Annotated in this window: 9 protein-coding genes; 4 read left to right on the top strand and 5 right to left on the bottom strand. The window is 68.2% G+C overall.

The window, feature by feature from the left end; all coding sequences use genetic code 11:
* Positions 1-53: 53 nt before the first annotated feature.
* Both ilvA and JNB_RS08810 read right to left on the bottom strand, forming a co-directional pair.
* Complete coding sequence (gene ilvA, locus JNB_RS08815) at positions 54-1,592, bottom strand: threonine ammonia-lyase, biosynthetic (RefSeq protein WP_009776094.1); 1,539 nt, start codon at positions 1,590-1,592, stop codon at positions 54-56.
* Positions 1,593-1,625: 33 nt separating this feature from the next.
* Positions 1,626-2,975 (bottom strand): MFS transporter, encoded by a 1,350-nt coding sequence (locus JNB_RS08810; protein ID WP_009776093.1) that lies wholly within the window; start codon positions 2,973-2,975, stop codon positions 1,626-1,628.
* 71 nt (positions 2,976-3,046) lie between these two features.
* Here JNB_RS08810 and JNB_RS08805 point away from each other — a divergent pair, with 71 nt between their 5' ends.
* From JNB_RS08805 to JNB_RS08795, 3 genes are read left to right on the top strand one after another with little or no spacing between them, the layout of a single operon-like run.
* Positions 3,047-4,048, top strand: a complete 1,002-nt coding sequence (locus JNB_RS08805; RefSeq protein WP_009776092.1) for a GlxA family transcriptional regulator — start codon at positions 3,047-3,049, stop codon at positions 4,046-4,048.
* Complete coding sequence (locus tag JNB_RS08800; RefSeq protein ID WP_009776091.1) at positions 4,045-5,217, top strand: amino acid deaminase/aldolase; 1,173 nt, start codon at positions 4,045-4,047, stop codon at positions 5,215-5,217. The genes JNB_RS08805 and JNB_RS08800 overlap by 4 nt, the downstream gene beginning before the upstream one ends.
* Positions 5,214-6,512: a D-arabinono-1,4-lactone oxidase gene (locus tag JNB_RS08795; protein WP_009776090.1), complete on the top strand. Its 1,299-nt coding sequence runs from the start codon at positions 5,214-5,216 to the stop codon at positions 6,510-6,512. The genes JNB_RS08800 and JNB_RS08795 overlap by 4 nt, the downstream gene beginning before the upstream one ends.
* Before the next feature lie 409 nt (positions 6,513-6,921).
* Here the strand turns inward: JNB_RS08795 and rarD are convergent, their stop codons facing one another.
* Genes rarD through JNB_RS08775 form a run of 3 tightly spaced genes read right to left on the bottom strand, consistent with a single transcriptional unit; the run spans position 6,922 to position 10,842 of the window.
* A complete protein-coding gene (gene rarD, locus JNB_RS08785) occupies positions 6,922-7,881 on the bottom strand; it encodes an EamA family transporter RarD (RefSeq protein ID WP_009776088.1) in 960 nt (319 codons plus the stop codon).
* A gap of 4 nt (positions 7,882-7,885) precedes the next feature.
* Complete coding sequence (locus JNB_RS08780) at positions 7,886-8,977, bottom strand: 2-oxoacid:ferredoxin oxidoreductase subunit beta (RefSeq protein WP_009776087.1); 1,092 nt, start codon at positions 8,975-8,977, stop codon at positions 7,886-7,888.
* A complete protein-coding gene (locus tag JNB_RS08775; RefSeq protein WP_040884478.1) occupies positions 8,974-10,842 on the bottom strand; it encodes a 2-oxoacid:acceptor oxidoreductase subunit alpha in 1,869 nt (622 codons plus the stop codon). The genes JNB_RS08780 and JNB_RS08775 overlap by 4 nt, the downstream gene beginning before the upstream one ends.
* A gap of 194 nt (positions 10,843-11,036) precedes the next feature.
* Here JNB_RS08775 and JNB_RS08770 point away from each other — a divergent pair, with 194 nt between their 5' ends.
* On the top strand, positions 11,037-11,339 hold the full coding sequence (locus JNB_RS08770) for a hypothetical protein (protein ID WP_148232359.1): 303 nt from the start codon (positions 11,037-11,039) through the stop codon (positions 11,337-11,339).

Below are 11,339 nucleotides of genomic sequence, written 5' to 3'. Positions count from 1 at the left end.
CCACCTCCAACTGGTCGTATGGGCAACAGGTGGTCACGTCGCCACGGCGTAAGTCAGCGAAGGAGGAAGTAGGCCAGCGCGGGTGATGTGGAGACGTCCTGGCACGGGTAGCCCAGGCTCGTGACGTGCTCGGCGAAGTCGGCGTCGTCGCGCACACCCTCGAAGGCGCAGAGCACGCGGCCGTAGTCCGTGCCGTGGCTGCGGTAGTGGAACATCGTGATGTTCCAGCGCGTGCCGAGCTCGGTGAGGAAGCGGCTGAGCGCGCCCGGGTGCTCGGGGAACTCGAAACTGTAGACCTCCTCGTCGACGCCCGGTGACCGACCGCCAATCATGTAGCGCACGTGGGTCTTGGCGGTGTCGTCCTGCGAGAGGTCGACGGACTCGTAGTCCGCTGCCGTGAGGTTGTCGCGGATCTCGCGACCCTCGGCAGCGCCGCCGGCGAGCTGGACGCCGACGAAGATGCGGGCGAGGTCGGTGCCGTCCGCGCGGTAGTTGAACTCCGTGACGGAGCGGCCGGCGAGCACGTCGACGAACTCAAGGAATGCCCCCGCGCGGTCGGGGATCGTCACACCGAACAGCGCCTCGCGGTGCTCGCCGACCTCCGCGCGCTCGGAGATGTAGCGCAGCGTGTCGAACGGGACGTTCGCTCCAGAAAGGATGTGCGCCAACCTTTCTCCGCGTATGCCGTGTGCTTCGGTGTACTTCTTCAGTCCAGCAAGTGCCACGGCCCCAGCGGGCTCGGCGACGGCGCGCACGTCCTCGAAGATGTCCTTGACGGCGGCACAGATCTCGTCGGAGCTGACCGTGATGACCTCGTCGAGGTAGCGCTGGCACAGGGCGAAGGTCTGGTTGCCGATCTGCTTGACGGCGACACCTTCGGCGAACCGACTCACCTCGGGAAGCTGCACGGGGTGCCCGGCGGTGAGAGCGGCACTGAGGCAGGCGGCGTCCTCGGGCTCGACGCCGATGACCTTGATGCCGGGCATGAGGTTCTTGATGAGGCCTGCGACTCCGGCCGCGAGCCCGCCACCGCCGACCGGGACGAAGACGCGGTCGAGGTGTGCGTCCTGCTGGATGAGCTCGAGCCCGATCGTGCCCTGCCCCGCGATGACGAGGGGGTCGTCGAAGGGTGCGATGTAGGTGAGTCCGCGTTCGTCGGCCAGCCGCAGGGCCTCGGCCTGGGCGACGTCGAACGTGTCGCCGATGAGGATGACCTCGGCGCCGTGCCCACGGACGGCGCCCACCTTGATGGGTGCGGTGGTCGCGGGCATGACCACGACGGCGCCCAGGCCGAGCAGTGAGGCAGACAGGGCAACGCCCTGGGCGTGGTTGCCGGCAGATGCGGTGATGACGCCGCGGGCGCGTTCCTCGGGGGAGAGGGCCCGCATGCGCGTGTAGGCGCCGCGGATCTTGAACGAGTGGATCGGCTGACGGTCCTCGCGCTTGACCTGGACGACGTTGCCGAGGCGCTGCGACAGGGACTCCATGACCTCGAGCGGGCTGACGACTGCAGCCTCGTAGACCGGGGCTCGCAGGACGGCTCGCAGGTGCTCGGAACCGTTGGTCGTGGCAGTGGCTGCTTCCGAGGACATGAGGTCAAGCAAACCGCGAGAGTCCCGTGCGTGTCAGGTGCCCCCACCAGTCGAGATGAGATCACGCCGGCGCGGGATGGACAGGGCCACGAGGACACTGGCGAAGCAGAGTCCGGAGGCGAACAGCCACGCTGAGCTGTAGGAGCCCGATGACTCGCGCACCCAGCCGGCGATCGAGGCACCCACACCGGCGCCGACCATGTGCGACGCGAAGACCCAGCCGAAGACGATCCCGGAGTCGGCCAGTCCGAAGTGCTGCCGGCACAGCGCCACCGTGGGCGGGACGGTCGCCACCCAGTCGAGCCCGTAGAAGACGATGAACACCCACAGTGACGGCTGGACATTCGGCCCGAGGACGGCGTCGATGGCGAGGAGCGACAGCCCCCGGCCGCCGTAGTAGATCGCCAGCAGGATGCGCGAGTCGACCTTGTCGGTGAGCCACCCCGAGGCGACGGTCCCCGCGATGTCGAAGATGCCGACGAGGGCGAGGAGGCCGGCCGCGGTCTGGGTCCCCATGCCGTGGTCATGGGCAGCGGGGATGAAGTGCGTCTGGATGAGCCCGTTCGTCGACCAGCCACACACCCAGAAGGTCAGCATCAGGGCCCAGAAGGTCCACGTGCGACTCACTCGGACGAGCACGGCGATGGCCGTGCGGGCAGGGGAGACGACTGGTCCGGCGGCGGCGACCCGGGCCGCCTCAGCGGCCTCGCGCTCCGATTCCTCGGTGGCGCCGAACGGGAGCAGCCCCTTGGCGGCGGGGCGGTCGGCCATGAGGGTGCCGACGAGCACCGACACGACGAGGGCCAGCCCGGCGACCACGAGCGCGGCCGCGCGCCACCCGTGCTGGGTGGCGGCCCATGCGATGGCGGGCAGGAAGATGAGCTGACCGGTGGCGTTGGCCGCAGAGAAGATGCCCATGACCAGGCCGCGGTGCGAGACGAACCAGCGATTGGCGACGATCGCGCCGAAGACGAGAGCCATCGAGCCCGTGCCGATGCCGATGACGAAGCCCCACAGCACCCACAGCTGCCACGCCGACGTCATGAGGGTCGTGGCCCCGCTGGCCAACGCGACGGCGATGAGCGAGATCGTGACGATCCGTCGCACCCCGAAGCGCTCCATGAGGGCGGCCGCGAACGGCGCGGTGAGGCCGTAGACGATGAGGTTGAGGCTCACAGCACCTGACGTCGTCGCGCGCGACCAGCCGAATTCCTGCTCCACCGGCTCGAGCAGCACACCCGTCGACGAGCGGAAGGCGGCGGCCGCGACGAGCCCGGCCAAGGTGATTCCGGCGACGATCCAGGCCCGGTGGATGGGGCGACGCGGCGGGTCGTCGGCGTAGGGCTCGGCGTCGGCGGGGTTCACCGCGAGGTCGTCGGTCATGAGGGAGAGCCTGTCAGCCGCCGACCCCCATGCCTAGTGGCAGAAACGACACAATGTGCAAAGATCCAGCCATGCGCACTCCAGGCGTCCCCTCCCGCCACCAGGTCGTCGTCCTGCTGCTCGAGCCACTCATCGGCTACGACGCGACCATCCCGTCCGCAGTCCTGGGCGCCGCCCGCAGTGGCACGGACGGCCTGCCGTTGTACAGCGTCGAGATGGCCTCGCTCGACGGCGGCCCCGTGCAGACGACGACGGGGTATGCCGTTGTGCCACACGGCGATTCGTCGCTCCTGGCGTTGGCCGACACGGTGATCGTGCCCGGTACTCGCGCCCCGGGGCCACGCCATGAGGGCGTCCTGGACGATGCTCTCGAGCGGGCCCTGTCGCAGATTCGTCCGGGGACGCGCATCGTGTCGATCTGCACCGGCGCCTACGTCCTCGCAGCTGCCGGTCTTCTCGATGGCCGCCGGGCCACGACCCACTGGCAGAACACGGAGGACTTTGCCCGCCTCTTCCCGCAGGTCGATCTCGACGAGGATGTGCTCTTTGTTGACGACGGGGATGTCCTCACCTCGGCGGGCCTCTCCGCGGGAGTGGACCTGTGTCTGCACCTCATCCGCCGTGACCACGGCGCCACCGTGGCCAATGAGGTAGCCCGCTACTGCGTCGTTCCGCCGTGGCGTGACGGTGGCCAGGCACAGTTCATCGATCGTCCCGTGCCGGTCATGGACGATGCCTCGACGTCGAGCACGCGGGCCTGGGCCATGGCGCACCTCGACGCCGATCTCTCCGTCCCCGACCTTGCCCGGCGTGCTCGCATGAGCGAACGCACTTTTGCCCGGCGCTTCCGCCACGAGACCGGCCTGACTCCGGCGGCGTGGGTGACGCAGCAGCGGGTGCGCCACGCCCAGCACCTCCTCGAGACCACCGACCTCACCGTCGACGTCATCGCGACACGGGCCGGACTTGGCACGGGTGCCTCCCTGCGCAAGCACTGTGCTGCCACGCTAGGGGTCTCACCGCAGGCCTATCGCCGCACCTTCCGCGGCGCCACCGAGAGCAGGATCGCATGAGCCGCAGCGACGAACCCTTCGTCGACATCGATGCCCTCGAGTCGGCGACCGCCGGGCTTCCGGCACCTCTCGTCACCGTCGACCAGGACGCCTTCGACGCGAACGCCGACGACCTCGTCCGCCGCGCCGCCGGTCGGCCCATCCGGGTCGCGAGCAAGTCGGTTCGTTGTCGGAGCCTGTTGCGTCGCGTCCTCGACCGACCCGGCTTCGCCGGCGTGATGGCGTATGCCGTGCCCGAGGCCGTGTGGCTCGTGCGCCAGGGATTCACGGACGTCTTCGTGGCCTACCCCAGCGTGGATCGCGAGTGGTTGCAAACGGTCGTGGCGGACGAGCACCTGCGCGACGAGATCAGCGTCGCCATCGACAGTGTCGAGCAGGTGCGCTTCCTGGCAGACCTGCTCGGCCCGCACAGTGGTCTGCGCGTCGCTCTCGACGTCGACTGCTCTCTGCGCATCGGCCGCGTTCACCTCGGCGTGCGGCGCTCGCCCCTGCGCACGCCCGCAGACGCGCTCGCCGTCACCCGGGCCGCTCTCGATGCCGGACTGCGCGTCGTCGGGATCATGTTCTACGACGCCCAGGTCGCCGGACTGCCTGACCGCGGGCCCCACCTCAAGACCCTCAAGAAGCGCTCGCTCGACGATCTTGCCGAGCGGCGTGGACCCCTCGTCGAGGCGGTCCGGGCACTCACCGAGCTCGACTTCGTCAACGGTGGCGGCACCGGGAGCCTCGGACGGCTCGCCGCCGCCGACAGCCTCACCGAGTTCGCGGCCGGCTCCGGCCTCTACGCGCCCACCCTCTTCGACGCCTACGACGACTTCGCCCCCCGACCCGCGATGACCTACGCCCTCCCGGTGGTGCGCCGCCCCGCGAAGGGGATCGTCACGGCATACAGCGGTGGTTATGTCGCCAGCGGCGAGCCGGGCTGGACCCGGGTTCCCAGCCCGATCGGAGCTGCCCTCAAGCTCATTCGCTCCGAGGCGGCCGGAGAGGTGCAGACTCCACTGCGGGGGCCGGCCGCTGATGGGCTCGCTCTCGGTGATCGCGTGTGGATGCGCGGGGCCAAGGCAGGGGAGCTGCTCGAACGGTTCGACCACGTGCACCTCGTCCAGCAGGGTCGGCTCGTCGAGACCGTGCCGAGCTATCGCGGAGAAGGGCAGAACTTCGGATGACCTGGAGCAACTGGGCCGGCAATGTCAGTGCGACGCCGGCTCGTGTCCTCGAGCCCCGCTCGGTCGACGAGGCCGCTGATGTCGTGAAGCGTTCGGCGGACCGTGGCGAGCGCGTTCGGGTCGTCGGTGCGGGCCACTCCTTCACGCCGCTGTGTGCCACGGATGGGGCCCTTCTGCGGCTGACCCACCTGTCCGGAATCCGGGGCATCGACTGTGCGCGCCAGCGAGTGCGCGTCGCTGGCGGGACGCCGCTGCACGTCCTCAACCCCATTCTCGATGGGATCGGCCTCGCGCTGCCGAACCTCGGTGACATCGACCGGCAGAGCATTGCGGGCGCCATCGCCACCGGGACGCATGGCACCGGCCTGCGCCACCAGGGCATCGCTGCTGCGGTGACCGGGCTGTCAATGGTGTTGGCCGACGGATCCGTTGTCTCCGTGGATGATTCGCATGACCCCGAGCTGTTCCAGGCGGCTCGGGTGGGGCTCGGTGCGTTCGGTGTGGTCACCGAGGTCGAGCTCCAGTGCGTGCCCGCTTTCCGGTTGCGTGCGCTCGAGACGCCAGGACGGCTCGGCGAGGTCATCGATGGCTATGAGCAGCTCGTGGCAGAGTACGACCACGTCGACTTCCACTGGTTCCCGCACACGGATCGCGTTCTGCTGAAGCGCAATTCACGAGTCTCGGACGACGACCCCGGTCAGCCGCAGCCGGCGTGGCGCGAGCGACTCGACGAGGACATCCTCAGCAACAAGGTCTTCGGCGCCCTCAACCGTGCCGCTTCGCTTCGGCCCGGCATCGTCCCCAGCCTCAACCAGGTCAGTGCCCGCGTGCTCGGTGCGAAGGAATACACCGACACGTCGTGGAAGGTCTTCTGCAGCTCACGCGATGTCCGCTTCCGAGAGAGCGAGTATGCCGTCCCGCGCGCTTCCCTGCCCGCCGTCATCTCCGCGTTGCGCACCTGGATCGACACGCACGACGTGACGCTGCCCTTCCCCATCGAGGTCCGCTCGACGGGAGCCGACGACGTGTGGCTGTCGACGGCATACGAACGCGAAAACGCCTACGTCGCAGTGCATCAGTACCACCGGATGGACGACGGGGGAGTGTTCGCGGCGTTCGAGGCGATCGTGCGCGAGCATTTGGGCCGGCCGCACTGGGGCAAGCTGCACACGCTCGGCGCGGACGACTTCGCGCGGCTCTATCCGCGATTCGGCGATGCGCTGCAGGTCCGCGACCGCGTCGACCCCGACCGCCGCTTCACCAACGACCACCTGACCCACATCCTCGGCCCCTGACCCGAGGGGCAGCGACCGGCGGACTATCAGCTGAGGCAGTCAGGGCCGTCGTTCGTGCTCAGCAAGATCATGTGGATCGCGAGCTGATAGTCCGCCGGTCTGTCTTGCCCCGCTGGCTTCAAGAGGTCAGCAACGTTGGCAAGGTTCCTTGTGACAAGTAACCGTGCGAGGTGCGACGCTCGCTGAAAGACCTCATCGCGCACGCCGACGAGCTTGCAGACCAGTTCGAGAGCAACGACCCGCGACCTGAGGACTTCGCACCTGTCCTGGCGTGAAGTCGGCGAGGCCATCGGGACCAGTGGCGAAGCTGCCCGCCAACGCTACGCAGCCTCCTGATCCGGTCCCGCCCATGTCCAGCCAAGTGCGGGCTAGGGCACGCGTCTGACTGGACACTTCGAAGGAGGGGCAGTCAGGGGCAGGGTTCGGTCGGGTCGCCCTCTCGCGCGGCGCGGTTGTTGCGGCGGTTGGTTTGGCCCTGGCGCAGCGAGTCGATGGTCAACAGCAGCAGGGCGATCCAGACGATCCCGAAGCCGACCCACAGGGCGCCGGTCACGTGCTCGTCGAGGAGTACGACACCGATGAGCAGTTGCAGCATCGGCGTGAGGAACTGGATCAGCCCGATCGTCACGAGCGGGATGCGCCGGGCAGCAGCAGCAAAGAACAGCAACGGGATCGCCGTCACGACACCTGCAGCAACGAGCAACGTCATGTGCGTCGCGCCGTGTCCACCGAAGGTCGTCGAACCCTTGGCGGCCAGCCAGAACAGCACACCGACCGCGACGGGCGCCAAGACCAACGTCTCGACCGTCAACGAGTGCATGGCGTCCAGCGACGCCCCGACCTTCTTCTTCACCAACCCGTAGAACGCGAAAGAGAACGCCAACGTCACGGCGATCCACGGGAACTCGCCGCCCGCCACCGTGAGATAGACCGCCGCGACCGCGCCCACGGTCACCGCGGCCCATTGCAACGGTCGCAGCCGCTCGCGCAGGACGAAGACACCCAGCCCCACGGTCACGATCGGGTTGAGGAAGTAGCCCAGGGCGGCGGCATACGTTCGCCCCGTGATGACGGCGAGCACATAGACGACCCAGTTCGCCGCGATGAGCAGCGCCGCGAGCGTGAGCCCAGCGAGCAGCTTCGGCCGGTGGACGACCGAGGCCACCCACCCGAAGTCCCGTCGCACCACGAGCACGACCACACAGAACAGCAAGGTCCACAGGATCCGGTGCGCCAGGATCTCGAACGCACCGGACGGCTCGAGCGCATGGAAGTAGAGGGGGAAGAGGCCCCAGATGCCATAGGCAGCAAAGGCATACGCGGTGCCTCGCCTGAGTTCGGCGGCATCACCCGCGAGGGGTGGACTCATGCACTCACGCGACGGTCCAGGTGTCGCGACCGCGAAGCAGCGCCCCCAGGTCGTCGTCCGACGCCGGACCACCCGCGGTGTCGATGGCTGCCTGAACCTGCGCCCGCACACCGTCGTCGTAGGTCGGACGCGACACCGAACGGAAGATGCCCATCGGCACGTGTGTCATCTCGGGCGAGTCGAGCCGCGACAGAGCGAACGCCTGGCTCGGGTCCTCCGCACCAGCGTCGTGCACCACCACATCCGCACCCACAGCGTCAGCGGCAGGAACGAACTCGAGGCGACCACCCGGCATACGCACCAACGTTTTTCGGTCGTCCTCGGGCCCGACCTGCACCGGCTCACCGTCGATGAGGTGCACGAGGCGCGCCTCCTGCTGGGTGCGGTCCTTGATGAGGTCGAACGCGCCGTCGTTGAAGATCGGGCAGTTCTGGTAGATCTCGACGAGCGAGGTGCCGCGGTGTTCGGCGGCCGCTCGCAGGATGCCCGTGAGGTGCTTGCGGTCGGTGTCGGTCGTGCGAGCCACGAAGGTCGCCTCGGCACCGAGCGCCAGCGACACCGGGTTGAACGGCTGGTCAACCGACCCCATCGGCGTGGACTTGGTGACCTGACCGATGCGCGAGGTGGGGGAGTACTGACCCTTGGTCAACCCGTAGATCTCGTTGTTGAACAGCAGGATCGTCATGTTGACGTTGCGGCGCAGGGCGTGGATGAGGTGGTTGCCGCCGATCGACAGCGCGTCACCATCACCGGTCACGACCCACACGTTCTGGTCCGGTCGCGACGTCGCGAGCCCCGTCGCGATGGACGGCGCACGGCCGTGGATCGAGTGCATGCCATAGGTGTCGAGGTAGTACGGGAAGCGCGACGAGCACCCGATCCCGGAGACGAACGTGATGTTCTCGCGCTTGAGCCCCAGCTCCGGCAGGAACGACTGCACCGCCGCGAGGATCGCGTAGTCACCGCAACCCGGACACCACCGCACCTCCTGGTCGGAGGTGAACTCCTTCTTCGTCTGCTTCGCAGCGTCAGGAGCAAGCAGGGGTATGCCGGCCAGTCCGCTCGGGCGAGCGGCTGCACCGTTCGTGGTGGTCACTTGATCTCCTCGAGGTGGGTGAGGATGACGTCGGCAAGGTCGACCGTGGAGAACGGCAGACCACGCACCGACGTGTGGGGGCGGACGTCGACGAGGAACTGGGCCCTCAACAGCATCGACAGCTGGCCGAGGTTCATCTCGGGGACGACGACGCGATCGTAGGACCGAAGGACCTCACCGAGGTTGGCAGGGAACGGGTTGAGGTTGCGCAGGTGCGCCGACGCGACGTGGTGGCCGGCGTTGCGAACAGCCCTGACAGCAGCGGCAATCGGGCCCTGCGTCGAGCCCCAACCGAGAACGAGCAATCGGGCATCATCCGAAGGATCCTCGACGACGACATCGGGGATGCCCGCGATGCCCGCGATCTTGGCGGCGCGCAGGCGGGTCATCTTGTCGTGGTTGTCGGGGTCGTAGGAGATGTTGCCGGTGATGTCGGCCTTCTCGATGCCACCGATGCGGTGCTCAAGACCGGGGGTACCGGGGACCGCCCACGGGCGGGCGAGCGTCTCGGGGTCGCGCAGGAACGGGTGGAAGACCGGCTCCCCCTTGTCGTCGACACCATTGGGCGCCGACGCGAACTCGACGGTGAGGTCGGGCAGGTCGGCCACCTCCGGGACGGCCCAGGGCTCGGAGCCGTTGGCGAGGTAGCCGTCGCTCAGCAGGAAGACGGGAGTCCGGTATGCCGTCGCGATCCGGACCGCTTCGAAGGCGGCGTCGAAGCAGTCGGACGGGGTTGCCGGCGCGATGATCGGGACGGGCGACTCGCCGTTGCGACCGAACATCGCCTGGAGCAGGTCGGACTGCTCGGTCTTGGTCGGCAGGCCGGTCGACGGCCCGCCTCGCTGGACGTCGACGATGATCAGCGGCAGCTCGAGCGACACGGCGAGGCCGATCATCTCGGACTTCAGTGCGACACCGGGACCGGAGGTCGTCGTCACGCCGATGGCGCCGCCGAAGCTCGCACCGAGGGCGATGCCGATGCCGGCGATCTCGTCCTCGGCCTGCATCGTCGTGATGTTGTGGCGCTTGAGGGCCGACAGCGCGTGGAGGATGTCGGAGGCAGGGGTGATCGGGTAGGACCCGAGCACGAGCGGCAGCTTCGCCTGGTGCGCGGCGGCGACGAGACCGTGTGCGAGCGCGGTGTTGCCGGTGATGTTCCGGTAGGTGCCCGGCGGCATGACGGCTGGTGCGATCTCGTAGCTCGAGGCGAAGTCCTCGGTCGTCTCGCCGTAGTTCCAGCCGGCCCGCAGGGCGGTGAGGTTGGCCTCGAGAATCTCGGGGTGAGCGCCGAACTTCTTGGTGAGGAAGGACTCCGTGCCGGTCGTGGGACGCGTGTACATCCACGACAGCAGGCCGAGCGCGAACATGTTCTTGGCGCGCTCCTTCTCCTTGCGGGTGAGTCCCTCGAACTTTGCCAGCGCGTCCACGGTGATCGACGTGAGCGGCACCGCGTGGACGTGGAAGGACTCGAGCGAGCCGTCCTCGACCGGGTTCTCGGCATAGCCGACCTTGGCGAGGGCGCGCTTGGAGAACTCGTCGGTGTTGATGATGATCGTCGCGCCACGCGGGACGTCCCCGAGGTTGGCCATGAGGGCCGCGGGGTTCATCGCGACGAGGACGTCGGGAGCGTCGCCAGGGGTGAGGACCTCGTGGTCGGCGAAGTGGAGCTGGAAGCTCGACACCCCGGGCAGCGTCCCCTGGGGTGCGCGGATCTCGGCGGGGAAGTTGGGCAGGGTAGAGAGGTCATTGCCCATCGCGGCCGTCTCGGAGGTGAACCGGTCTCCGGTGAGCTGCATCCCGTCGCCGGAGTCGCCAGCAAATCGGATGACCACGCGATCGAGCTTCTGGACGGTCTTGCTGGACATGAACACCTGACTCGAGAGCTGTCAGTCGGGACGCTTCGTCGTGACCCCGACGTGTCCCTCCATCGTACGACCGAGGTAAGGCAAGGCTATGGAGGTGTCCAACATCGATCACCCTCCCTTTTGTGGGGGAGCCCTCCCCATGGCGAACCCCTGTCGTCACTGACAGCATGGGCGGTCACAGGGGAGGGGTGCTCATGTCGTACGACGTACAGATCAAGGACCTGCGCGACTCCGCGAAAGCCGCGCGGTCGGCCGCGACGCAGATCGCCAAGGTCGCTCCGGGTGACGCCCTCACGGGGGCCGAGGCCGCCATGCCCGGGGCCTCGAGTGTGAGCGCGATGCAGCGGGTGAGCAGCGGTTGGGCCACCGAGCTGACCGACTGGGCCAAGGCCGCCAAGGCCTACGGCACAAACCTCGACACCAACGCCACGCAGTACGAGCTCGACGACGAGGCTGCCCGTGCAGCCTTCGCACCCGCGACGAAGAAGAACGACTGA

The organism is Janibacter sp. HTCC2649, from assembly GCF_000152705.1.
Taxonomy (GTDB): Bacteria; Actinomycetota; Actinomycetes; order Actinomycetales; family Dermatophilaceae; genus Knoellia.
Note: the sequence above shows the minus strand (reverse complement) of the source record. Positions and strands in the feature narration are given on the sequence as shown.

Excerpts from the sequence above, each read along its gene's own strand:
- JNB_RS08800 (WP_009776091.1), top strand. The coding sequence starts at position 4,045 with ATGAGCCGCAGCGACGAACCCTTCGTCGACATCGATGCCCTCGAGTCG.
- JNB_RS08795 (WP_009776090.1), top strand. The coding sequence starts at position 5,214 with ATGACCTGGAGCAACTGGGCCGGCAATGTCAGTGCGACGCCGGCTCGT.
- JNB_RS08775 (WP_040884478.1), bottom strand. The coding sequence starts at position 10,842 with ATGTCCAGCAAGACCGTCCAGAAGCTCGATCGCGTGGTCATCCGATTT.
- JNB_RS08770 (WP_148232359.1), top strand. The coding sequence starts at position 11,037 with ATGTCGTACGACGTACAGATCAAGGACCTGCGCGACTCCGCGAAAGCC.
- ilvA (WP_009776094.1), bottom strand. The coding sequence starts at position 1,592 with ATGTCCTCGGAAGCAGCCACTGCCACGACCAACGGTTCCGAGCACCTG.
- JNB_RS08810 (WP_009776093.1), bottom strand. The coding sequence starts at position 2,975 with ATGACCGACGACCTCGCGGTGAACCCCGCCGACGCCGAGCCCTACGCC.
- JNB_RS08805 (WP_009776092.1), top strand. The coding sequence starts at position 3,047 with ATGCGCACTCCAGGCGTCCCCTCCCGCCACCAGGTCGTCGTCCTGCTG.
- rarD (WP_009776088.1), bottom strand. The coding sequence starts at position 7,881 with ATGAGTCCACCCCTCGCGGGTGATGCCGCCGAACTCAGGCGAGGCACC.